The sequence below is a fragment of the Alicyclobacillus sp. SO9 genome, assembly GCF_016406125.1.
Classification (GTDB): domain Bacteria; phylum Bacillota; class Bacilli; order Alicyclobacillales; family Alicyclobacillaceae; genus SO9.
The window spans coordinates 4,962,144-4,985,031 of sequence record NZ_CP066339.1 but is presented as its reverse complement, the minus strand read 5'-3'; the positions used below and the strand labels follow the sequence as shown (position 1 = coordinate 4,985,031).

General features: G+C 51.6%; 21 protein-coding genes. 20 read left to right on the top strand and 1 reads right to left on the bottom strand.

The features are described 5' to 3' along the window. Positions 1-81 precede the first annotated feature (81 nt). The 16 genes from atpG to GI364_RS23200 all read left to right on the top strand — a co-directional run bounded on the left by atpG (position 82) and on the right by GI364_RS23200 (position 15,746). The gene (gene atpG, locus GI364_RS23275) at positions 82-942 is read left to right on the top strand and encodes an ATP synthase F1 subunit gamma (RefSeq protein ID WP_198851543.1); all 861 of its coding nucleotides are present in this window, start codon (positions 82-84) and stop codon (positions 940-942) included. Between the two features lie 205 nt (positions 943-1,147). Next, positions 1,148-2,557 (top strand): F0F1 ATP synthase subunit beta, encoded by a 1,410-nt coding sequence (gene atpD / locus GI364_RS23270; RefSeq protein WP_198851542.1) that lies wholly within the window; start codon positions 1,148-1,150, stop codon positions 2,555-2,557. 47 nt (positions 2,558-2,604) lie between these two features. Further along, a complete protein-coding gene (locus GI364_RS23265) occupies positions 2,605-3,063 on the top strand; it encodes a F0F1 ATP synthase subunit epsilon (protein ID WP_198851541.1) in 459 nt (152 codons plus the stop codon). A gap of 244 nt (positions 3,064-3,307) precedes the next feature. Next, positions 3,308-3,676: an NADH-quinone oxidoreductase subunit A gene (locus GI364_RS23260; protein ID WP_198851540.1), complete on the top strand. Its 369-nt coding sequence runs from the start codon at positions 3,308-3,310 to the stop codon at positions 3,674-3,676. After that, positions 3,667-4,212, top strand: a complete 546-nt coding sequence (locus GI364_RS23255; RefSeq protein WP_198851539.1) for a NuoB/complex I 20 kDa subunit family protein — start codon at positions 3,667-3,669, stop codon at positions 4,210-4,212. Before GI364_RS23260 ends, GI364_RS23255 begins: the two co-directional genes overlap by 10 nt. Then, positions 4,209-5,003 (top strand): NADH-quinone oxidoreductase subunit C, encoded by a 795-nt coding sequence (locus GI364_RS23250; RefSeq protein WP_198851538.1) that lies wholly within the window; start codon positions 4,209-4,211, stop codon positions 5,001-5,003. The genes GI364_RS23255 and GI364_RS23250 overlap by 4 nt, the downstream gene beginning before the upstream one ends. Before the next feature lie 23 nt (positions 5,004-5,026). Continuing rightward, positions 5,027-6,151, top strand: a complete 1,125-nt coding sequence (locus tag GI364_RS23245; protein ID WP_198851537.1) for an NADH-quinone oxidoreductase subunit D — start codon at positions 5,027-5,029, stop codon at positions 6,149-6,151. Next, a complete protein-coding gene (gene nuoH / locus GI364_RS23240) occupies positions 6,151-7,140 on the top strand; it encodes an NADH-quinone oxidoreductase subunit NuoH (protein WP_198851536.1) in 990 nt (329 codons plus the stop codon). The genes GI364_RS23245 and nuoH overlap by 1 nt, the downstream gene beginning before the upstream one ends. Before the next feature lie 72 nt (positions 7,141-7,212). Further along, on the top strand, positions 7,213-7,665 hold the full coding sequence (locus tag GI364_RS23235) for a NuoI/complex I 23 kDa subunit family protein (RefSeq protein WP_198851535.1): 453 nt from the start codon (positions 7,213-7,215) through the stop codon (positions 7,663-7,665). Next, positions 7,665-8,192 (top strand): NADH-quinone oxidoreductase subunit J, encoded by a 528-nt coding sequence (locus GI364_RS23230; protein WP_198851534.1) that lies wholly within the window; start codon positions 7,665-7,667, stop codon positions 8,190-8,192. The genes GI364_RS23235 and GI364_RS23230 overlap by 1 nt, the downstream gene beginning before the upstream one ends. A 1-nt stretch (position 8,193) precedes the next feature. Next, positions 8,194-8,523 carry an NADH-quinone oxidoreductase subunit NuoK gene (nuoK, locus tag GI364_RS23225; protein WP_198851533.1) on the top strand — a complete coding sequence of 110 codons (330 nt, stop codon included), beginning with the start codon at positions 8,194-8,196 and terminating at the stop codon, positions 8,521-8,523. 176 nt (positions 8,524-8,699) lie between these two features. Then, complete coding sequence (gene nuoL / locus GI364_RS23220; RefSeq protein ID WP_198851532.1) at positions 8,700-10,613, top strand: NADH-quinone oxidoreductase subunit L; 1,914 nt, start codon at positions 8,700-8,702, stop codon at positions 10,611-10,613. Beyond that, a complete protein-coding gene (locus GI364_RS23215) occupies positions 10,613-12,142 on the top strand; it encodes a complex I subunit 4 family protein (protein WP_198851531.1) in 1,530 nt (509 codons plus the stop codon). Before nuoL ends, GI364_RS23215 begins: the two co-directional genes overlap by 1 nt. Positions 12,143-12,146: 4 nt before the next feature. Beyond that, positions 12,147-13,631, top strand: coding sequence for an NADH-quinone oxidoreductase subunit N (locus GI364_RS23210; protein WP_198851530.1), 1,485 nt, complete (start codon positions 12,147-12,149; stop codon positions 13,629-13,631). A gap of 157 nt (positions 13,632-13,788) precedes the next feature. Further along, positions 13,789-14,046, top strand: a complete 258-nt coding sequence (locus GI364_RS23205; RefSeq protein ID WP_198851529.1) for a DUF1146 family protein — start codon at positions 13,789-13,791, stop codon at positions 14,044-14,046. A gap of 641 nt (positions 14,047-14,687) precedes the next feature. Beyond that, positions 14,688-15,746, top strand: a complete 1,059-nt coding sequence (locus GI364_RS23200) for an IS110 family RNA-guided transposase (protein ID WP_233095928.1) — start codon at positions 14,688-14,690, stop codon at positions 15,744-15,746. Between the two features lie 1,655 nt (positions 15,747-17,401). Here the strand turns inward: GI364_RS23200 and GI364_RS23195 are convergent. Then, a complete protein-coding gene (locus tag GI364_RS23195) occupies positions 17,402-17,692 on the bottom strand; it encodes a hypothetical protein (protein WP_198851528.1) in 291 nt (96 codons plus the stop codon). A 288-nt stretch (positions 17,693-17,980) separates the two neighbouring features. On the opposite strand from GI364_RS23195, the gene GI364_RS23190 reads away from it, so the two are divergent. The 4 genes from GI364_RS23190 to GI364_RS23175 all read left to right on the top strand — a co-directional run bounded on the left by GI364_RS23190 (position 17,981) and on the right by GI364_RS23175 (position 22,671). Continuing rightward, the gene (locus GI364_RS23190) at positions 17,981-18,802 is read left to right on the top strand and encodes a YwmB family TATA-box binding protein (RefSeq protein WP_198851527.1); all 822 of its coding nucleotides are present in this window, start codon (positions 17,981-17,983) and stop codon (positions 18,800-18,802) included. A 94-nt stretch (positions 18,803-18,896) separates the two neighbouring features. Continuing rightward, the gene (murA, locus tag GI364_RS23185) at positions 18,897-20,207 is read left to right on the top strand and encodes a UDP-N-acetylglucosamine 1-carboxyvinyltransferase (protein ID WP_198851526.1); all 1,311 of its coding nucleotides are present in this window, start codon (positions 18,897-18,899) and stop codon (positions 20,205-20,207) included. A gap of 93 nt (positions 20,208-20,300) precedes the next feature. Beyond that, positions 20,301-21,812 carry a SpoIID/LytB domain-containing protein gene (locus GI364_RS23180; RefSeq protein ID WP_198851525.1) on the top strand — a complete coding sequence of 504 codons (1,512 nt, stop codon included), beginning with the start codon at positions 20,301-20,303 and terminating at the stop codon, positions 21,810-21,812. 151 nt (positions 21,813-21,963) lie between these two features. Next, on the top strand, positions 21,964-22,671 hold the full coding sequence (locus GI364_RS23175) for a M23 family metallopeptidase (protein WP_198851524.1): 708 nt from the start codon (positions 21,964-21,966) through the stop codon (positions 22,669-22,671). The last annotated feature ends 217 nt before the right edge of the window (positions 22,672-22,888 follow it).

The following is a 22,888-nucleotide window of genomic DNA, read 5'->3' as shown; positions in this document are numbered from 1 at the left end:
TACTGCCAAGACGGACACCCGCATCTGCAGAATCTGTGCAGGGCTGGTGTGAGCCGTTCGGTGGAAAAGGTGGTGAAGTAAGTGCCACAAAGTTCAAGAGATATTAAGCGGAGAATCAAAAGTGTAGACAATACCTCGCAGATTACCAAAGCAATGGAAATGGTCGCTGCGGCGAAACTGCGCCGGGTCCAGGAAGCTGTGCAACAGGCCCGACCCTATCTCGCAAAGATGCAGAGCATGCTTGCTGGGATTTCCAAGGATGCACGGTATGTGAAACATCCGCTGCTCGCTGTGCGTCCGGTTCGAAAAACCGGTTATTTGGTTGTGACAGCCGACAGAGGTCTTGCCGGTCCTTATAATTCCAACATCATCAAGCAGTCGCTGGTGGAGTTCGAGGAAAAGGACAAGTCCAGCTATGTGGTGTATGCTGCCGGACGCCGGGGCCGTGACTACTTTCGTCGCCATGACTATCCGCTCGGTGGAGAAATTATTGGATTGCCTGATGCTCCTACCTACCAGAGTGTAGTCGATTTGGCTGAACGAGTGGTTAATGCATATGGGGCAGAGGAGTTCGACGAGCTGTACCTGATTTACAACGAGTTCATCAATCCTATGCAGCAATACCCTGTTGTGAAAAAGGTCTTGCCGCTGTCGGATCTCGGCGAACCGGAGTCAGGGCAGACACCCCACTACCTGTATGAACCGGACGCGGAAGCGGTTTTGAAAGCACTGCTGCCAAAATACGCAGAAACGCTGGTTTATCAGGCAATTCTTGATGCGAAAGCCAGTGAACACGGCGCCCGCATGACAGCTATGGGTAATGCCACCGATGCTGCTGAAGATATGGTCAAGAACTTGACACTGGATCTGAACAGAGCCCGTCAAGCAGCCATCACTACGCAGATTGCGGAAGTCGTCGGCGGTGCCGAAGCGCTGAGCTAAGCAGTCGTCTGTCGCAGCGCTACGAAATCAGCAGTCGGTGTAAAGTCTGCGGCCGGTGTGAATCTGCAGCCATAAAAAAACGTGAAGAAATGACCTGCCGTTTAGTCCGGGCAGGAGAATCTAGAATCTTGTGTGTCCCCGACTCTGTACCAAGGGTGCTTGCGCTCCGACGGGCAGAGGGGGAACTGTTTAGGAGGCGTAGCACTTGAACAAGGGACATGTTGTGACAGTCATGGGCCCAGTTGTGGACGTTCGCTTCCCTGAGGGACAGCTGCCTGCCATCAACAATGCTTTGCGCATTGATAATGAAGGTGAAGTCTCCATCCACCTGACGATGGAAGTCGCGCTGCATCTTGGAGACAACGTCGTTCGCGCTGTTGCCATGTCGTCTACGGACGGCTTAGTCCGTGGCACTGAAGTAGAGGACACGGGTCAACCCATCACTGTCCCAGTGGGGCCCAAGACCTTGGGCCGTATCTTCAACGTATTGGGCGAGACCATTGACAATCGCGGTGAATCCGGAGCGGAGGAACGGTGGCCTATCCATCGCAACGCGCCGGAGTTCTCCGAGTTAAGCCCAGGATCGGAAGTGTTCGAGACTGGAATTAAGGTCGTTGACCTGCTGGCCCCGTACATTAAGGGCGGTAAAATTGGACTGTTTGGCGGTGCTGGTGTCGGGAAGACAGTTCTGATTCAGGAGCTGATTCACAACATCGCTAAAGAGCACGGCGGGTACTCCGTGTTCGCTGGTGTCGGTGAGCGTACGCGTGAAGGAAATGACCTCTACTACGAAATGACAGATTCCGGCGTTATCGACAAGGCCAGCATGGTGTTTGGACAGATGAACGAACCGCCTGGTGCACGTCTCCGGGTGGCACTCACGGGTCTGACCATTGCTGAGTACTTCCGGGACGTCGAAAAGCGCGATGTGCTGCTGTTCATCGACAATATTTTCCGGTTTACACAGGCTGGTTCAGAGGTGTCCGCACTACTCGGCAGAATGCCGTCCGCCGTGGGCTATCAGCCGACGCTGGCAACCGAAATGGGGCAATTGCAGGAGCGTATTACGTCTACCATGAACGGATCGATTACATCTGTTCAGGCCATCTACGTGCCTGCTGATGACTACACGGACCCGGCTCCGGCAAACACCTTTACGCACTTGGATGCGACGACGAACCTGGATCGTAAAATTTCTCAAATGGGTTTGTTCCCCGCGGTCGATCCGTTGGCCTCAACTTCGAGAGCCCTGTCGCCGGACATCGTGGGTCAGGAGCACTACGATGTGGCCCGCTCTGTCCAGCAGGTGCTGCAGCGCTACCGTGAGCTTCAGGACATCATTGCCATTTTGGGTATGGATGAATTGAGCGAGGAAGACAAAACCACCGTCGGCCGCGCCCGTAAGATCCAAAACTTCCTGTCACAACCGAACTTCGTGGCAGAGCAGTTCACAGGCCTGAAGGGCAAATATGTGACAGTGAAAGATACCGTGCGCAGCTTCAAGGAGATTCTTGAAGGTAAACACGACGATATTCCTGAAGTGTACTTCCGCTATCAGGGTGCAATCGAAGACGTGCTGGAAGCAGCCGCAAAGGACGGCGTCAAAGTTAGTTGACAACGCGTTGACGGCCAGTCAGGACACTGATAGGAGGAGGTGGCAACATGAGTACAGTGCTGTTGGAAGTGGTTACGCCCAATAAGCAGGTTTTGTCGCAAGAAGTGAACATGGTGACTCTGCGCGGCGGCGCCGGCGATTTGGGGATCCTCCCGCGACACGCACCGTTAGCCACCACAGTGAAACCGGGAATTGTGAAGGTGAAGCTTTCCCAAGGCGAAGAATTTCTGTTCGTTTCCGGCGGATTTCTTGAAGTCCTTCCTCATCAAATCACAATTCTCGCGGACGCTGCCGAAATTGGCGGGCAGATTGACGTCGATCGCGCACGCAGAGCACAGGAGCGCGCTGAAGCGAGAGCTTTGCAGCCTCCCGAAAACTTTGACCGTGCGCGGAATGAGGCTGCTTTGCTTCGGGCACTAAAACGTCTTGAAGCAGCAGAATTGTCTGCCAGTAACGGTTATTTACTGGGGCGGGAAGAGAAGGTTGAAGTGTCCGTTGACAGTTAAATATGCCCGGATTGGACAACACATTCCGGATCCTCAGTTTCTGTCAATAATGTGACATAAAGAGCACAAACCCCTGTGGCTTAAAGGCCGCAGGGGTTTTATAGTGAATAGCCATTTGCTATAATTATCAAGGCTATAATTCTATATGAATCGGCAAAGCGCAAAGGGTTCCACACGTGCTGGTCTGGTGTTAATCCACGCGCTTCGCCGGTCCGACATCCTTGGCCAGCCTGGAGGGAACGCGATGTTCCACTATTGGAACGGGTATCTGTTCGTGGTCTTGTTCATCCTGCTGGGTATTTTGTTGCCGGTCGCTGCTCTGTGGGTTTTGGGTCCGCTCTTGCGGCCGAAGAAACCCAGTCCGGAAAAGTACAGTACGTACGAAAGCGGTCTTGAGCCGGTTGGCGATGCCCATGTGCGCTATAATGCGCGCTACTATTTGTTTGCTCTTATGTTCGTGGTTTTCGATGTGGAAATTTTGTTTCTTTACCCTTGGGCCGTCAGCTTCCATAAGCTCGGTCTATTTGCGTTGACTGAGATGCTGATTTTCATCTTGATGCTTGTCATTGGTCTCATCTACGCGTGGAGAAAGAAGGTGCTCGAATGGACCTGACAAGAGCCAACCAGCTTCCTGGTTTCGAGTACGAGGGTTTTACCCCAGAGGAAAATGCACAACTTAGGCAGTCAGGCGTTATTGTCAACTCGCTGGAACAAATTAAAGGTTGGGCAAGAAGCAACAGCCTGTGGCCGCTGACCTTCGGCTTAGCCTGTTGTGCCATCGAAATGATGGGTACTGGTGCGTCTCACTACGACTTGGACCGCTTCGGAATCATCTTTCGAGCTTCACCGCGTCACTCGGACGTCATGATTGTCGCAGGTACCGTTACCAAGAAGATGGGGCCTTTGCTCAAGCGGTTGTATGACCAGATGGCTGAGCCAAAGTGGGTTGTTTCCATGGGCGTCTGCGCTACAGCAGGCGGTCCCTATGTGAAAAGCTACTCAGTGGTCAAAGGCGTTGACCAGATTGTGCCGGTTGATGTGTATATTCCGGGCTGTCCGCCATCGCCACCGGCCCTGATGTACGGCCTCAACATGCTTCAAGACAAGATTCGCATGGAGGCACGCGGGAAGCGGGTGAGCCGTACATGAGCGACGAGGAGAAGAGGGAGCAGTCCGCAAACGAGCAATCTGCAAGCGAGCAGTCTGCAAACGAACAGGGCTCAAGCGATGAGTCCGTGACGAAAGCGTCTGCAGCCAAAACGGACAAGGACACAGACACGGCGAAATCAGAACCTGCACAACCAAAACAGACAGAAACGGCTGATGCCAAAGTTCAAAAACAAGAATCTGTCGGCGCAGATGCCGACGGTGAAAAGAAGCCTGCGACTCCGAAGAAACCTGCTGCAGCAGCAAAGCCTGCGGGAAAGGCAGCTGCTGCCAAGAAGAAAGCGGAGCCAAAACCGCCAGACCCAAGAGAAGTCGCGGCGAAAGAAACTGCTGAGCAAATCAAAAAGGATTTGGTCTCGCAGTTTGGGGAAGACGTTGTGGAAGAAACGGGTGCGGCAAAATTCAAGCCAATGTTGGTGATTAATAAAACCTATTGGCTGAAGGCTGTAGACTATCTGCGCACGGCTGACAACTGGCTGTTAAATTACGTGGAATGTATGGCGGGAACAGACTATCCGGATTTCCTCGAGACCGTCATTTTCGTTCAATCTACGGAGATGGGTCACTTTATCTGCCTGAAGACGCGCACGGATAAGGAAACAGCCGAAGTTCCCTCTCTCGTCTCAGCTCATCCCGGTGTGAATTGGGAGGAACGGGAAATCTATGACCTGGTTGGTGTGAAGTTTACTGGGCACCCAGACTTGCGTCGCATCATGATGTGGGATGAGTTTGAAGGACATCCTCTGCGCAAAGACTACGACGAGTGGGGCTAAAAGCAGAGAGAGGAGGAACGAACATGGCTCTAATTGATGAAGGAAACACCCTTCGCGAAGAAGAGATGCTGCTTAACGTCGGTCCACAGCACCCGAGTACGCACGGTGTATTTCGGCTGGTTGTGAAGTTAAACGGTGAAGAAATTGTGGACGCCGATCCCGTTGTCGGCTACCTCCACAGAGGCACCGAAAAGCTTGCTGAGGATCTGCAGTATACGCAGATTATCCCCTACACGGACAGACTCGACTACCTGGCGGCAATGTTAAACAACTATTCTCTCTGCCGTACGGTTGAGGAAGCCATGGAAGTGGAGATTCCGGAGCGTGCTGAATACATCCGGATTATTGTCATGGAATTGCAGCGCATTGCGTCCCATCTCTTGTTCGTCGGTGCATATTTGTTGGATTTGGGCGCCATGAGTCCATTCCTGTATGTGTTTCAGGAACGTGAACGCATTGTTCAGTTATTCAATGAGATTTCTGGAGCGCGCCTTACGTACAACTACGTTCGAGTCGGCGGAGTCCGTCAGGACGCACCTCCAGGATGGATTGACGAGGTTCGGGAATTCGTGCCGTTCATGCGTGAAAAGCTGAAGATGTACGACGATCTCATTACTGGCAATGAAATCTTCCTAAACCGGACGCGGGGTATCGGTGTTTACGACACAGATACCGCTCTTGCTTACAGTCTCAGCGGTATCAACCTGCGTTGTACCGGACTAAAATGGGACTTGCGTCGAAATAAGCCTTACAGCATTTACGACCGCTTTGATTTTGAGATTCCAGTTGGCAAGAATGGTGACTGCTTCGACAGGTACTACTTGCACATGCTTGAGATGCACCAGTCCCTGCGGATTGTGGAACAGGCTGTCGCGCAGATTCCGGAATCGGGTCCAACCCTTGGAAAAGTTCCGAAGATGATTCGTGTTCCCAAGGGTGAATACTACACCGGCATCGAAGGCGCGAAAGGTGAGTTGGGCTTCTACATTGTCTCTGAAGGAAAAGACAAACCTTATCGCTTGAAAATCAGAAAGCCATCCTTTGTTAATCTACAAATTCTGCGGAAGTTGTTGCAGGGGCAGAGCATGTCCAACGTCATTGCAATTCTCGGCGCCATTGACATTGTTCTTGGGGAGGTCGATGCCTAATGTGGTCATGGAGTACCCATCCATTACAGTGGAGTTCGGCAATCGCAATGATTATTGGCGCCGTTCTTGTGCTGCTTCTGTCCCTTGGCGTCGTCGCCTATTCAATTTACGGACAGAGAAAGTTTATTGGCTGGATTCAGGGACGCATTGGTCCCAACCGGGTCGGTCCGTGGGGACTATTCCAATCGTTTGCAGACATACTCAAATTGCTCATCAAAGAGGATATTATTCCCGACAAAGCTGACCGATTCCTGTTCCTGCTTGCACCAATTCTTGCGTACGTACCTGCTTTTATGGTGTTGGCAATTATCCCGTTTTCACGACACCATGTCTTTACGGCCGACCTTAGCATCGGCGTTCTCTACTACATCGCTCTGTCCGCCATCACCATTCATGGGGTTATGCTCGGCGGCTGGGCGTCCAACAATAAATACGCGCTCATCGGTGGCATGCGTTCCGCAGCACAGATGATTAGTTACGAAATTCCGTTAGGCATGTCTATTGTTGGCGTCATTCTGATGTCGGGTTCGCTGAATCTGAACGACATCATTATGGGTCAGGCAAAAGGCTGGTGGTATGTTGTTCCGCAGTTCCTCGGCTTCTGTATTTTCATGGTTGCGTCTACTGCTGAACTGAACCGTACGCCTTTCGACTTGCCTGAAGCAGAATCAGAGTTGGTAGCCGGTTACCATGTTGAATACAGTGGATTCCGGTTTGCGTTCTTCATGCTTACAGAGTATACCTATTTGTTTGCAATGGCCGGATTGGCCACTACACTGTTCCTCGGCGGCTGGAGCGGACCCTGGCTTCCGGGTTGGCTGTGGTTTGCGATTAAGGCAATGGCGTACATCTTGTTCCAGTTCTGGGTGCAAGCAACGATGCCGCGTATCCGAGCCGATCAACTCATGAGCTTTAGTTGGAAGATTTTGCTGCCTCTGTCTCTCATAAACTTGGTTCTTACAGCCGTGATTAAACAGTTCTTTTTCTGACGGCTTTCCAAGCCGGGCTGACACAGCCGGGAATGCCGCAGTACAGACTAGCAAGTGAACGGGGTGAATCTAATGTTTGGGTTTTTGAAGGGCCTCGGTGTTACTCTCAGCCAACTGCCAAAGAAGAAGGTCACCCTGCAGTATCCGGAAGTAAAGCCGGAGTGGCCAGAACGGTTTCGCGGTGTACACCGCTTCATTCCGGAGTTGTGTATTGTTTGTAACCAGTGTGCTCGCATTTGTCCCACCGACTGTATCTCACTGTCAGGGACTCGCGGTGACGACAAAAAGATGCGCATTGATACCTACGATATCAACTTCGATATCTGTATTCTTTGCAGCCTCTGTACGGATGTCTGTCCGACTGAATCTGTCTTGATGTCGGATACTTTTGAACTGGCAACCTATGACAGAGACGACTTGTACTTGAACATGCACTGGCTGTATGATAACGAACTTTCCTACGAGCGTAACCACCCGGATCGGTTTGAAACAAAACCAGAACCGGAGAAAGCAGGTGACGCCTAATGTTTTGGCACGGACCGATGATTGCGTTTTTCATTATTTCCCTAGGAATTTTGGCTTGCGCTGTAGCATTGCTTTCAGTTCGTAAAGTCATCTATATGGCGGTTTCCATCGGTGGTGTGTTCATTGGCTGCTCTGCCATCTATTTGTTGCTTGGTGCTTCCTTTGTAGGCATTGCGCAAATTCTGATTTACGCAGGGGCTATAACCATCCTGATAATGTTTGCTATTATGCTCACCAATCATGAAGCGGTTGAGCCGCCGACGAAATGGACAGCCAGGAATGTGGCCAGCGCACTGTTCAGCTTTCTGCTCGGTGTCACGCTGTTGCTGGTCATCCGGTCCCAGTCATGGCCGCAGGGGAATCCCAATGTGAATATTAACGGCGGGAAAGGCATTTCCAACACCATGGCAATTGGCCAAACCATGTTCACGCACTACGTGATTCCTTTCGAACTGGTCTCGCTGCTTCTGATTGTCGCATTGGTTGGAGCCGTCGTTCTGGCGCAAAGCCGAAAGGAGGAAGAGTGACATGGGGGGAGCCGGTGCAATTCATATCCCAACGGGATCGCTATTGGGACTTGGCGCAATTCTATTCTGTATAGGGCTCTACGGCGCTCTGTCCAAACGGAACCTCATTATGGTGCTCGTGTCGGTCGAGTTGATGCTGAATGCAGCAAACATCAATCTGGTCACTTTTTCACGACTAGGTGTCAGCCCCAATCTTGACGGCCAAATTTTTACGCTGTTCACAATAACAGTGGCCGCTGCCGAAGTTGCTGTTGGTCTGGCACTGATTCTGGCTATCTTCCGGCTGCGTAGGACGACTCACGTCGAGGACTTGGATGTGGAACGTCACTAACTCGCGCAGGTCAAAGGAAACTGTGAGTGTTAGGACAAGAGTGACAGAACGGACAGAATGTGGGGGCTCGCCGAGTTTGAGGGCTTTGCAAAGTTCTAAGCCTTTGTCTTAGAGGTTTAAAAGGCCCCGGATTTCGTTAAGAGAACCCAGGAGTAAGTCCGAAGAGGGGTGGATTTATGGTACAGTACGCATGGCTCGTCCCATTGCTGCCGTTAGTGGCCTATGTATTCCTGCTCTTATTGGGCCGCCGGGCGTCCGAGGGAATCGTGGCCGGTACATCCGTGTTGTTGACGTTCATATCGTTCCTCATCAGTATTGGTGTGTTCGTCTCGCTCGGATCGGGACCCAACGCGACGTATAGGTTTCCATGGCTGAACATCGGAGCAACGCATTTGAGCGTCGGATTTCAGGTGACGCATCTGAACGCCCTGATGCTCCTGGTGGTAACCGCGGTCAGTACACTGGTACTCCTGTTCTCCATTGGCTACATGCACAAGGATGACCGTTTTCCAGTGTTCTACCAGTACTTAAACTTGTTTGTCTTTTCAATGTTGGCACTTGTTATCTCGCCCAACCTTCTTCAGCTCTACATATTCTGGGAAATGGTCGGGCTTTGCTCCTATTTATTAGTGGGCTTTTGGTACTTCAAACCGGAAGCTGCTCTTGCAGCAAAGAAGTCTTTCATTGTTACGCGCATCGGAGATACGGGCTTTTTCGCAGGAATCATCTTGCTGTTTATTGCCAGCGGTTCCTTTGATTACAGCCACATTTTCCAGGCAGCGTCAGCCGGACAGTTGGCTTTGACCGTGAATGGACACATGTGGATCTCCAGCGGCCAAATGGTTACACTGTCTGCCATTTTGATTTTCGTCGGTGCTGTGGGTAAATCAGCTCAGTTTCCGCTGCATGTCTGGCTGCCGGACGCTATGGAAGGCCCGACGCCAGTGTCCGCTTTGATTCACGCCGCTACGATGGTGGCAGCAGGTGTGTATCTGGTGGCACGGGTTTATCCGCTCTTCCACGCCAGCACCGGAGCAACCATGACCGTCGCCTGGATTGGCGGAATTACCGCGTTGATGGCATCGATTATTGCTTTGACACAACACGACATCAAGCGCGTGATTGCTTATTCAACCGTCTCTCAATTGGGTTACATGATGATGGCCCTTGGGGTTGGCGCATACGCATACGGTGTGTTTCACTTAATGACACACGCATTCTTCAAGTCACTGTTGTTCCTTGCGGCTGGCTCTGTCATACACGCCGTTGATACTCAAGACCTGTTCGAGATGGGCGGGTTAGGCAAGAAACTTCCGGTTACAAAATGGTCCTTCCTTGCCGGTGCATTGGCTCTTGGCGGGATTGTACCGTTTGCAGGCTTCTGGTCGAAAGACAGCATTCTTGCGGCAGCTCTTCACACCGGACATCCTGTGCTTTACTGGTTTGGCTTGATTGCAGCGTTCTTCACTTCCTTCTATATTTTCCGTGTTTTCTTCCTCACGTTTACGGGGGAGCCGCGGAACAAGGAAGCCTACGAACATGCACATGAGGGCTCTTGGGTGATGAAATTACCGCTGGTTCTGCTGGCAGTGATGGCGACCATTGCAGGTTTCTTCAATTCGCCGCTCAACAACTACGGTCTCCAGAAATACCTGTTTCACGATTTTGCCAGCGGCACCATGGGATTCACTGAGCCTGACAGCCTTGGTTTGATGGTGTTTAGTGTGGTTGTCGGTTTGCTTGGCATCGGCTTAGCCGCCATCATGTACTGGCGTCCTGCAATCAATCCGCAGAAGATGGCGAAAGGGATGGGTCCGCTGTACAAACTTTCTTTCCGAAAGTTCTACTTGGACGAAATCTACTACGCCATTGTAGTTGCCACTGGTAAGTTCATTGGTGCTGCTGTGGACATCGTCGACAGATACATCATTGACGGCATCGTTAAGCTGGTCTCGCGCGCAACATATATTCTCGGTCTCGGCTTTAAGTACACGCAGACCGGTCAGATTCAGACCTACAGCATGGTTGCAGTGTTTGGCCTGTTCATCATTATTGCGGTGGCCATGTTACGAGTAGGGGGTGTTTTCTAATGGGTCTTGTATCATGGATTGTAGCAGCCCCCCTCTTGGCTGCGGCGCTGATACTCATCCTTCCGAAACTCGCGCCGGGTATGTATCGCGGACTGGCGTGGCTTGGTACGGTCGTTGCATTCATTCTCACCTTTGTGGCTTGGGGTCAATTTAGCTTCACTACCAAGGGAGCGCAACTGGTCAGCGGGTTGCACACATGGTTTACTCTCCCGTTTATGTGGCAGGGTAAAGGGCTTAGTATCGGACTGTTGTTTGGTGTAGACGGCCTGTCGCTGCCTCTGGTGACATTGACAGTGTTTGTAGCACTGTTGGCTCTCATGGCAAAGAACCACGCTGGACAACACGAGAAAAGCTATTATTTGTGGATGCAGTTGGCAGTGGCCGGTGTGCTCGGAGTCTTTACAGCTCAAGGGCTGTTTGCCTTTCTGCTGGGACTTGAATTGTCGCTGTTTTCCACGTTCTTTCTCATCTTTCTCTTTGGCGGCGAAAATCGCCGACCTGTCGCTTTCAAGTTTCTTATCTATCGCGGATTCGCCACAGTGGCTTTACTGGTTGTCTTCATTGCACTCGCCTACGGAACAGCGGGTGCTCTGTCTGCACAAGCTCACACTGGCACACTGACCTTCAGTATTCCGGCACTGACGGCTGCAGCTGCCAAGCACGCCTCCTGGTTTGCAGGCGGCTGGCGTTCAGCACTGTTCATCGTCTTGTTGCTCGGTGTTTTCATCGAAGAGGCTTTCGTGCCCCTTCACACCTGGTTGCCCGACGCACATGAACAGGCCGATACGCCCACAAATATGTTGCTTGGCGGAATCCTGACAAAGACAGGCGCCTATGTTCTCCTTCGAATCGGTGTTGGGATGATGCACGATCAAGTTCACCACTTCGGCATGCTCATCGCCATTCTCGGGATTATCAACATTCTCTACGGCGCATTTGCAGCCTGGGCGGCAAAAGGTTGGCGTCGGCTGATTGCTTTCGGCGGAATTAGTCACATGGGCATTGTACTGCTCGGAATAGCTGCACTGAATGCCGCCGGTCTGCAAGGGGCAATGTTCATGATTGTCTCATCAGGTCTGTTAACGGCCATGCTGTTCTTGCTGACTGGAAGCATCGAAGAGCGTACCACCACTTCAAACATGGACGATCTCGGCGGGCTCTCCAAAACGATGCCCCGCATTTCCGGATTCCTCCTGTTTGCAGCGCTTGGCTCGCTCGGCTTGCCTCTAACCAGCGGCTTCATCAGTGAGATTCAGGCGTTTATAGGCGGTTTCGCCCAGTTTCCGGCGGTGTCCTTCGTCGGCATCGGCGGTATCATCTTGTCTGCGGTGTACCTGCTCTATGCAATTCAAAGAACTACATTCGGCCCGTTGCGGAGAGCCTACGGTAGGTTAAGTGATGCGACCGTATCGGAGTTGGTGCCGACGGTTGTCCTCACTGCGTTGGTGCTGGTCATTGGTGTTTACCCGCATGTCATTGGGCAATTCTTTGGCCTATCGGTCAAAACGCTACTCGGGATAGGGGGTTAAGCAGATGACAAATATGCTCCATCAACCCTACTGGTCGACCATGGGCCCCTTGTTGGTAATTGTCATAACGGCGTTTGTCGTCATGATTTTGGAGTTTCTGTTTCGCAACGGTTCGCGGCGCTGGCTGACGCTCATCTCCCTGCTGGGTGTCGTCGTGGCCTTTGTGCCAGCCATACAGCACTTTAGCGTGCCTTATAATCCAAAAAGCAGTTTTCTGCTGAATACAATCATCGCGGATGGCATGTCCAGTGTCTTTACCATCCTGATATTGCTTACTGCATTCCTTGTCCTCCTGTTTACACTTGACTATACGGGACACAAGAAGATTGCGGCAGAACACACTTATCTCTTGCTGTTTGCTGTGGCAGGTGCCCTGACCATGGCAACCGCATACGATTTAATTGCACTCTATGTAGGACTGGAACTCTTGTCCGTTTCAAGCTACGTACTCGTTGCAGTAAGAAAGCAGTCCGTCAGAGCAGTGGAAGGCGGTATCAAGTATCTCATTATGGGATCGATTGGTTCTGCCACACTCCTGTACGGCATGTCCTTTATCTACGGATTGACCGGAACGACCGACTTAGTGCAGTTGGCATCACAAATGGGCCCCTCCTTATTCGGCAACTACGGACCCATCGTCGTCCTGTCCTTTGTGTTGATGCTAATGGGCATGGGATTCAAACTTTCCCTCGTTCCCTTTCACATGTGGACGCCCGATGCCTATGACGGGGCAGCATCCCCTGTTAGCGCATTTTTAGCCACACTTGCGAAATCAGCAGCATTTGTCATGCTGCTTCGCATTCTGCTATTTGGATTCTTCAAGGTTGCGCCGCATATGTTCTTCTGGGCAGCAATCCTTGCCGCTGTAACCATGTTTGTAGGAAACATTGTGGCTCTGCCGCAACGAAACATGAAACGACTGTTGGCATTCTCCAGTGTTGCCCAAGCCGGCTACATTTTCATTCCATTCGCTTTGATTGGCACCGCCTCTCAGCTCGATTGGAACGGCCTGTTTAGCAGCATTGCGTTTTATCTGTTCGCATACACCTTTATGACTGTCGGTGCCTTCGCAGTGGTTTCTGTGGTGTCGCGCAATCGCGGCTCCGTTGATGATGAGGCTTTGGTGGGCTTGTACAAGCGATCACCTTGGCTGGCCGGAGCACTGACCATATTCGTTCTGTCTCTCGCCGGTATGCCTCTGACCGCAGGCTTCCTTGGTAAGTTTTACATCTTTACGGAAACCCTGCACTTGCACTACCTCTGGCTCGGCATTGTCCTGTTCGGAACCAGTGTCATTTCGTTCTACTACTACCTCGGCTGGCTGCGAAAGGTTTACCACCGTGACAGCGAAGGCGTAGCAGTAGCACGCATCCCAGTCGGAGGCGTTATGACCACCCTGTTAGGGCTCTGTATCGCAGGCACACTGGTGCTCGGACTCGCACCAGATTTACTCATGTATCCGCTGCAGCACTTTGCGCAGTGGCCCTAGGCTTATGCCAGATACAGGTTTATGTCAGGTATAGGCTTATGCCAGGTACAGGTTTTGCTCAGCGCTCCACAGACTCATCTCTGTGGAGCGCTTTTTTGGTATGATAATGTCCGTAAGCTTCTTCAAAGCGCACGTCCCAAAAGGAGTGTCAAGTATCATGCTGCAATCCAATCTCATCGTCTCCAACGTATCCGGCGCCATCGACGGAATGATTTTCATCATCACTTTTCTTATTGGTATATATATCACCTACCGGGCCCTCGGTTCTCTTAAATGGGACAGATTTATGTTCGATCCCATTGGCTCCAACATTCGTCTCCTCCGCTTCCTGTTTGCCCTGCTGGGAGGATTCGTGCTGGGTTTGGCAGCCGCCGCCTACGTGTTTGCCGTTCAGTTGGTCCAAATCATGTTCTAGTCAGGGGTTAGGCTCTACGTATGCTCCCGTCAGACTGCGCTCCCGAGGCGCCAACAGCCTGCCAAGGATTAAGAGCATGAGAAAGCATAAGAAAGCGCAAAAAAGCCAAGAAAGCGCAAGAAGGATGATAAACGGGGTGACCCGTTTATCCACATCTACATTTTTTCCCTCGTTAGAGGTGGCTGCCCCAACATGTTGCACTACCTTACGTTTCCATTATTCTTCGCTCTGTTCTGCGCGCTGGCACTGACTCAACCGGCCCCTTGCCGGGGGCCGGGGGCTCGGCGAGGCTCCGGGAGGCCGGGAGGCCGGGAGGACCGGGAGGACCGGGAGAACCGGGAGGCGATTAGTGCCTGAAAAGATCCCTATCCGCGGACGGCATATGGAATAGGGATCGCAAAGCTCCCTAATGCTCCCGGGTCCGGGGCATTAGTGTCATAAATGGACACTAAGTTGGGGAGCGTCGGGCGGGAGCCTGGGTGTTAGGGTGCAACGGGATCCCTATTGTAGAGGGCCTGTTGGTGATAGTTATCATGAACGAAGTCGGCTCCATGTCACAATTTCGTAGGTTAATTGGCAATACTGGATTTGTAAGAGAACCAGAAAACCAATCAGAGCTACATTGTGAAGGAGCCGATACTATGCAGGATAACACAAAATATGTTGGTTTAGACACGTCCAAAGATACGATTGCTATTGCTGTTGCCGACGCCGGCAGAGATGCACCAAGGTCATGGGGGGTTATTCCTAACACACCGGAAGCAATTCGAAAACTCATTCGGAAGTTGGGTCAACCTGAGGATTTGGATGTCTGTTATGAAGCGGGTCCCTTAGGATATGGACTCCAGAGAATGCTTACCCAAATGGGTGTAAAGTGTTCTGTTATCGCCCCGTCTCTCATTCCGTCACGACCTGGAGATCGAGTGAAGACAGACCGTCGAGATGCAATCAAGCTGGCACATCTACACCGAGCAGGGGAGCTCACAGCGGTATACGTCCCGAACGAAGACGATGAGGCACTGCGAGATCTAGTGCGCTGTAGAGAAGATGCAAAAGAGGACTTACTAAGAGCAAGACAGCGCATGAGTAAGTTTCTTCTTCGTCATGACTTAACATCCCCTGCCAAGATGACAAAGTGGAAGAGCAAATATATGGCTTGGCTACAGCAGTTAAAGTTTTCGAACCGAGCTCTACAACAGACACATCAAGAATATCTACATGCAATTATTGTAATTGCACAACGAATTGAACGCTTGGAAAAAGAAATTCACGAACTGGCTATGAAAAGCCCACACAAGCCAGTCATTCAAGCACTACAAACACTCCGTGGTGTAAAAGAGCTTACGGCAGTGACCTTAGTTGTAGAGGTTGGAGACTTCCGTCGCTTTACGACTGCCCGTCAATTCATGGGATATACAGGATTAATACCGAGTGAATCATCGAGCGGCCCTGTGCGACGTCAAGGGAAAGTTACAAAGACAGGAAATACCCACCTAAGAAGAGTACTCGTCGAAGCGGCTTGGAGCTATCGCTATAGACCTGCATTGAGGGGGACATTCGAAAGCGACAGGAAGGGCAGTCCCCTTCTGTGCAAAGTATCTCTTGGAAAGCCCAGGACCGCTTACATCGTAAATACCTTCGATTGCTCTCTCGAGGTAAGCCTAGTACCAAAGCCATCGTTGCACTTGCCCGAGAGTTAGCTGGGTTCGTGTGGGCCATCTCTAAAGAAGAAATGAATTCAGTAGCTAGTAACTGAGTAAGTTGCCGTTGTCATAGCCCTGTGGGATAACCGTTTGAAGTGATATAAAGGCTTGAAGATTGGACTCGAAGGCAAAAGTGTAAAACCGTAGAGGAGAACCCACGCAGATCACTTGTTGCTACGTGGAGAGTCTTTCTCCACCGAACGCACGCCAATAGTTAGTCGGAAGCTCCTTGGACGGAGAGATACTATGTGGTAACCAACCCACGCATATCAGAATGCTCATCGTCGAGAAGTTTTTGCCTTCGAGTCGAGTCTTTCAGCTCAAGTGGCTTGACTTGGAGCCTCTGCAGCCGTGATGACTGCAGCCAAGGCAGCCTATATAAAGTACTTAATGGCCGCGGCAAATGAGCCTATCACGGCAGCCACTCCAATTCAAGCCACGCGGTACTTAGGTACTCGAACGGTGTAGTGTCATGGAGTCTAAGTTGTAGTTGACACCTTCGTTCATATCAGTGATCCCATCGATCACTATCCTCTGGCAGGTGTCGTAATAGGGAGCAAAAGGATCACTAACCACCGTGACAGCGAACAAATGCGACGGCCTGAACGCCTGCATCACTACATTTGCCGCTTTAATGACCGCCAACTCCGCACTCAACTGCTGTTGCAGTGGACAATGGGAACGTTTTTGCCTATCTCTATCGCCGATCCCGCTGCCGACAGGGCGGGCTGGGGGCGATTAATGTCCGGAAAGATCCCTATCCGCGGACGGCATAGGGAATAGGGATCGCAAAGCTCCCTAATGCTCCCGGGCCCGAGGCATTAGTGTCATAAATGGACACTAAGTTGGGGAGCGTCGGGCGGGAGCCTGGGTGTTAAGGTGCAACGGGATCCCTATTGTAGAGGGCCTGTTGGTGATAGTGATCCCATCGATCACTATCCTCTGGCAGGTGTCGTACTAGGGAGCAAAAGGATCCTTAACCACCGTGACAACGAACAAATGCGACGGCCCGGCCGCCTGCATCACTACATTTGCCGCTTTAATGACCGCCAACTCCGCACTCAACTGCTGTTGCAGTGGACAATGGGAACGTTTTTGCCTATCTCTATCGCCGATCCCGCTGCCGACAGGGCGGGCTGGGGGTGTGCGCGGGGAGGCGGGAGGCGATTAGTGTCCGGAAAGATCCCTATCCGCGGACGGCATATGGAATAGGGATCGCAAAGCTCCCTAATGCCACCGGGCCCGAGGCATTAGTGTCATAAATGGACACTAAGTTGGGGAGCGTCGGGCGGGAGCCTGGGTGTTAGGGTGCAACGGGATCCCTATTGTAGAGGGCCTGTTGGTGATAGTGATCCCATCGATCACTATCCTCTGGCAGGTGTCGTACTAGGGAGCAAAAGGATCCTTAACCACCGTGACACCGAACACATCCGACGGCCCGAAGGCCTGCATCACTGCCTCTGTCGCAGCAATTTCCGAATTTAGGATGTAACTCTCATTTGCGTTGATAAATGGAACTTATCCGCTTGCTTTACCTTCGATCCCGTTGCCCCGCCGGAGCTAGTTGCCCCGCCGACGGACGGCCATAAGGCGCTCCGAACCGCCTATTTCCTGCACCTCCTCGCCCGAGCGCTCCCTCGATGCGTCTCCTTTCACAGGTCAGAGTCCGAATGGCAGAAACGGGTGTGGAAATAAGCGCTTAAAAAGCGCTTATACAACTGATCCATCAGTGTGACGCATATATAAGCACTCGAGAAGAGCTTATACCTGGCGGCACACCTGGGATCGGCCCCTGAACCTGCGATAAGCTCCTCCCAGGGGTCTATTTCTGCAACCTCGGCTGTCATGATGGCAATAAGCTCCTGCGGGAGGCTTATTTCCTGTCGACGCTCCGCCCAGCCGCCCTGCACCCCCAGGTTCGACACGCTCTGAATGCTCTGCACTCCTGCACCCCCAGGTTCGGCACGCTCTGAATGCTCTGCCCCTCTGCCGACCCTCCGCCCAGCCCCTTTTGGCCGTTCGTTCCTAGGCCCGGCCCTTCTCCGATTCGAATCTAGCAAACTCGCCCATACACATTGATAGATCTAGTATATTTCCCCCTCCGTTTGACCATACTGCAAGACAGAACTACTTACGCCTACTAATGTTCCACAACTGGTGTTCTCTGTGCCTTCGAGAAGCGGGCGGAGCGTCAGAGTGGACGCAGCAGGTGATACTGGGGAGGAATCGTCATGAAGAAATGGCTATGGATTATCAGTGCAGTCGGTCTGGGACTAGCCTTCATCAACCTGTTACCTAATTTGGTGCTCGGACAGAGCACGCAGGCACCAGTTCGGAACCTGCCGGATGCTAACCCGATGACCATGACGGCAGGTTCCCCGAGTCTTAGTCCGGCAGCCGTGGCAGAACGGAGTTTTGCAGGGACAGGAGCCAAAATGAACTTTTTTGAGGTCCACAGTTGGGCACAACTCAACCGTAGTTTTACATCTCAGAAAAGTTTAGAAAATATTGCTTTGAGCCTGGAGAAGGAAATACCTGTACAAAAGGCGAAAACCTTAAAGAGAGCGGATAAGAACGAGCATTTTTACGAAATATATGGACAGCGGGGTGCACACTCGAACGTAGCCATTATCTTATCGAGTTTTCGCTTTCCGAATGCGCAGAATGAGACCATTCTGATAATTCGTGAAGACAGTCAGTCCAATAAACCGCAGAAATTGACTGCAGAATATCGACTGGTAAAGAATGCTGAGGCAAAACGAGGAATACAGCCCGAAATCAGTGCTTGTATCAAGGGAATTCGCAATGATAGAATAAGTGGCGGTCAAAAAACCCAAGTGGTTCACAATGCGTTTGCGGCTGTTGGCGCAAAAAGCATAGGTGGTATTGACACAAAGAACGTAACCAGCATCTCCGGATATAGTCCAGAATCCGCACAATACATCACGAGCAACAAAAAACGCATGAATGTGCAGGTGGGACTACATTACGATAACCTGCATCACCGTACAAACATTGTTGTCGGTGCCCCTTATATTACCATCACGTATTAGGCACTAATGGCCCAGGCATGCCAGGTTCGCGACACTAGCATGCTGTCGTCAGAGTTTGTTCTGAAGTGCCGCCACTACTACGGAGGTTAGAGCGTTGGCGAAAATCATAATCGAAGGCGGACACCGTCTTGAGGGAACTGTTCGTGTCAGTGGAGCAAAAAACGCTGTCCTTCCCATACTCGCAGCAAGTCTTCTGGCAGAGTCCGGACTGAGTCAAATTGAAGATGTGCCAGATCTTCTCGATGTAACACACATGGCAGATACGGTTGCTGCACTTGGAGCCTATGTGGAAAAGCGGCATGGGAGTGTCCGTATCAGTGCAAATACGGTGAACAGTATTGAACCGCCAGCACAACTCGTGCGGCGCATGCGTGCTTCGTTCGTAGTAGCGGGTCCGTTACTGTCGAGATTCGGTGAAGCGAAGATTGCTCTTCCTGGTGGTTGCAACATTGGTCAAAGACCAGTGGACCTACATATTAAGGGCTTCGAAGCAATGGGTGCCACGACGAAAATTGAGAACGGGTATGTATATTTCCGCGCACCGAGAAACGGTTTGCAGGGTGCCAGGATATATTTGGACATCCCCAGTGTGGGTGCCACACAGAATATCATGATGGCTGCTGCATTAGCAAATGGGCAGACAACTATTGAGAATGCAGCCAAAGAGCCGGAAAATGTCGATCTCGCAAATTACCTGAACAAAATGGGAGCCCGCGTGCGGGGCGCCGGTACAGATGTCATTCGGATTGACGGAGTATCCAGCTTGTCCGGTGTTAGTCATACGGTGATACCTGATAGGATTGAGGCAGGCACCTTTTTAATTGCAGGCGCAATTATGGGCAAAGGTGTATACGTGGACAATGCAGTATCTCAGCACCTTATGTCTCTCATTGCGAAGTTGGAAGAAGCCGGCGTGCAAATCGATGACGAAGTCTCCGGCATCCGTGTCTATCCTGCTCTGAACTGGCGGATGAAGGGACTTGATTTGAAGACGCATTACCATCCTGCGTATCCCACTGATTTACAGGCTGTCATGATGGCCGGGCTTGCCACATGTGAAGGCACCAGTGCTATTACTGAATCGGTGTTCGAAAATCGATTCATGCATGTTCCAGAACTACAGCGCATGGGTGCGCAGATACAACTTGAGGGCCGCACAGCTCTGATTGAAGGCGTACAGAAGCTCAGCGGGACTCAAGTCCGGGCGTCAGACCTTCGCGCTGGAGCTGCCCTTGTCATCGCCGGATTGATGGCTGAAGGAGAAACAGAGATTACGGGTCTCAATCACATCGACAGAGGCTATGACAACCTCGTTGGCAAATTTAAGCGGCTTGGGGCGAAAATTCGCCGCTTGGAAATCGACGAGGAAGAAGCGGAAGTCATATCTGAGCGCATGTCTTCGTAAAACATATCTTGCGGTCCTCCCGCATAGTTCTTAAACAGGGTTGTCTCAATGCAGCTTTTTTCAAGAATGGACAACCCCGGGAGGACGAGCATCGTGTCACCTAAATCTCCTCGCTTTAAAGCACGCGCAAGTAAGCGGCGTACACATCTTACCCTGGAAATTGGACATAAAAATAAATCTACTGCACAGGCAGATACCAGGTCCGGGCAGTATGCGCCCGGTCGGTCGCTGCGATATCGCAGTCCCGACGGCCGACGCCCTGTTGCTGAGCAACGCCCTGTTGCTGAACGGCGCCCTGTTGCTGAGCGACGCCCTGTTGCTGAGCGACGCCCTGTTCGCGGGCGGCGGTCTGTTAATGAACGACGCCCTGTTGCCGGCCGACGCATCTTCTCAGGACGGCGAGCTGCTGAACGGCGGCAGGCTGTGTACGACTGGCGTAGCGTGGATGCATGGCGCAGTGTGGAGAGCCGGGAGCAACTGGTGCGACGGCGGTCGCAGTCGCGCCAAACGGGGGGTCTGGGCTCTCCTGCGGGCAGACTTCTTGAGGTTGGGTCGCACATTGTTGCGGAGTTGAAGGCGCGCATGGGTGTGCGCGCCAGAATTGTGCTCACCATTGCTGTGAGTCTTGTGCTCGTGGTGCTTGCTCCGGCAACACTGGCGGCGTTGATTCACCGGGCGAGGACAGTCTCTGCTGCAAATGTATCCTCTAGCTTAGTGGCTGCCAACTCATGGAACAATACCACAGATGCGGCCAAAACCATCTCCGTCTACAATGCGAGTAATGGCCAAACGATGGCTGTATCCTTGAATCAGTACATCTTAAACGTGCTTGCAGCCCAGATGCCTCCGACGGCACCCATGGCAAGTCTGCAGGCTGCTGCAGTTGTGATTCGTACTTATGCAGAGAAGGCGATGACCCGGGCGACTCAGGCGACTCAAGGGGGTAAGGGGAAGGGCAAGCATCCGGCTGACGTCACAACCAGCGGTGTGAACGACTTGGAGTGGTTGACGGATTCGCAACAGGAGAACCTTTTCTCTTCCCAATATGCTGTGGATGAGACACGTCTTCGAGAAGCGGTCTCCTCAACGGATGGATTGATTGTGACTTATCACAATGCACCTATTGATGCTTTTCTAACACGGGTGAGCGCAGGGGAGACTAGAAATGGAAAGGTTGAGCTGGGGTCACATTTGCCTTATCTTGTTCCTGTTAAGTGTCCAGCTGATGTTCATTCCCCTAACTTTGAAAGTCACTTTACCTTTAGTGAGAGCCAGTTGGCCAAGATGCTAAACGTAAAGACAAACCAACTGGTGTTGAAGAATCTGAAAGTCAAAAGCAGAGATAAGCAGGGGTACAGCACATTGATAAGTGATGGAAGTTATTCGTGGACTGGAGCGGCTTTCGCTGCAAAGCTGGAGTTGCCGTCGGCGGATATGACCTTTCGGGTGACGGGATCGAAGATTGAAATTACCACAAAGGGCATTGGAAACGGATACGGAATGAGCTTGTATCAGGCTAGAGCTTGGGGGAAGGCAGGAAAGAGTTGGAAGGAAATCCTGAGCAAGTTCTACCCTGGCACAAAAATTCAACCTAGCAGCCTTTGAAAAAGAGATCAATGAAAGCTTGATGATACTAGGTGGGACTATGGGGGATTTCCAAGTGTGTCCGTGGTTTGGAAGATTGTATAAATTAAGCTTGAGAAAGGTATAGAACATTGATTTGATGGCGACACTGTCGTAATGAGGTGAGCGCCAAATGGATGAAAAGAAAAATTCCAATTCATCGCAAACTACCAAACAAAATGAGAAGGCTGCTCCTGAAAAGACAACAGGGAGCAAGCCGGTAGGTAAAACCCGTCGTGTTCTTTCTAAGCGCTGGATGTACCCGGCAATCTATCTGGGGGCTGCGGCACTAATTATCGGCCTCATGTATGCAAAAAGTCAGATGGGCGGAGGCGGTACACAGCCGACTGCGGGAAGCAATCCGGCACAAACGACTTCTGCTCAGGCTGTCTCTGTGACGTACAAGTGGCCTGTAATGGGATCGGCTCAGAGTTACAAGATACCTCTCGGCTACTTCCCAGTCAAAGGTTCAGAGCAGCAGCAGGCAAATGCCTTGGTGTTCTATGACAATGCCTACTATCCACACCAGGGGATAGACATTCAGTCAGCCACCAAGAAGCCGTTTCAGGTAACTGCCGCCGCCAGCGGTGTGGTGACGAAGGTAGACAACAACAAACTCTATGGCCAGACTGTTGAAGTGAAAAGTGCAGACGGGAACATAGAGTACTATGAATCTCTTGGCAATGTGACGGTGAAACAGGGCGATCACATTGACGCAGGCCAAACTATCGGCACCAGCGGTACCAATCAGTTTGAATCGAAAGCTGGCAACCACCTCTACTTCCAAGTAGACAAAAGCGGTCAGCCCATCGATCCTACCTCAGTATTGCCCAAGCGCTAATAAGGTAACTTTACAGTAACCACGCGGGTTTAGAAGACTAGGTCGGCTCATAGAAGCCACCTAGTCTCTTTTTATTTCCCGGGAAGTATATTAGAGAAAACAAACGCTATATTCACAAAATCAAGGATGACAAGCTCTTATGAACTGAAACAAGGCATACCGTGTACACCCCCTCATATACTGTATCAGACCATCTGAGCACAACTGGGGAGGCGAG

Excerpts from the sequence above, each read along its gene's own strand:
- GI364_RS23265 (WP_198851541.1), top strand. The coding sequence starts at position 2,605 with ATGAGTACAGTGCTGTTGGAAGTGGTTACGCCCAATAAGCAGGTTTTG.
- GI364_RS23260 (WP_198851540.1), top strand. The coding sequence starts at position 3,308 with ATGTTCCACTATTGGAACGGGTATCTGTTCGTGGTCTTGTTCATCCTG.
- GI364_RS23255 (WP_198851539.1), top strand. The coding sequence starts at position 3,667 with ATGGACCTGACAAGAGCCAACCAGCTTCCTGGTTTCGAGTACGAGGGT.
- GI364_RS23250 (WP_198851538.1), top strand. The coding sequence starts at position 4,209 with ATGAGCGACGAGGAGAAGAGGGAGCAGTCCGCAAACGAGCAATCTGCA.
- GI364_RS23245 (WP_198851537.1), top strand. The coding sequence starts at position 5,027 with ATGGCTCTAATTGATGAAGGAAACACCCTTCGCGAAGAAGAGATGCTG.
- nuoH (WP_198851536.1), top strand. The coding sequence starts at position 6,151 with ATGTGGTCATGGAGTACCCATCCATTACAGTGGAGTTCGGCAATCGCA.
- GI364_RS23235 (WP_198851535.1), top strand. The coding sequence starts at position 7,213 with ATGTTTGGGTTTTTGAAGGGCCTCGGTGTTACTCTCAGCCAACTGCCA.
- GI364_RS23230 (WP_198851534.1), top strand. The coding sequence starts at position 7,665 with ATGTTTTGGCACGGACCGATGATTGCGTTTTTCATTATTTCCCTAGGA.
- nuoK (WP_198851533.1), top strand. The coding sequence starts at position 8,194 with ATGGGGGGAGCCGGTGCAATTCATATCCCAACGGGATCGCTATTGGGA.
- nuoL (WP_198851532.1), top strand. The coding sequence starts at position 8,700 with ATGGTACAGTACGCATGGCTCGTCCCATTGCTGCCGTTAGTGGCCTAT.
- GI364_RS23215 (WP_198851531.1), top strand. The coding sequence starts at position 10,613 with ATGGGTCTTGTATCATGGATTGTAGCAGCCCCCCTCTTGGCTGCGGCG.
- GI364_RS23210 (WP_198851530.1), top strand. The coding sequence starts at position 12,147 with ATGACAAATATGCTCCATCAACCCTACTGGTCGACCATGGGCCCCTTG.
- GI364_RS23205 (WP_198851529.1), top strand. The coding sequence starts at position 13,789 with ATGCTGCAATCCAATCTCATCGTCTCCAACGTATCCGGCGCCATCGAC.
- GI364_RS23200 (WP_233095928.1), top strand. The coding sequence starts at position 14,688 with ATGCAGGATAACACAAAATATGTTGGTTTAGACACGTCCAAAGATACG.
- GI364_RS23190 (WP_198851527.1), top strand. The coding sequence starts at position 17,981 with ATGAAGAAATGGCTATGGATTATCAGTGCAGTCGGTCTGGGACTAGCC.
- GI364_RS23175 (WP_198851524.1), top strand. The coding sequence starts at position 21,964 with ATGGATGAAAAGAAAAATTCCAATTCATCGCAAACTACCAAACAAAAT.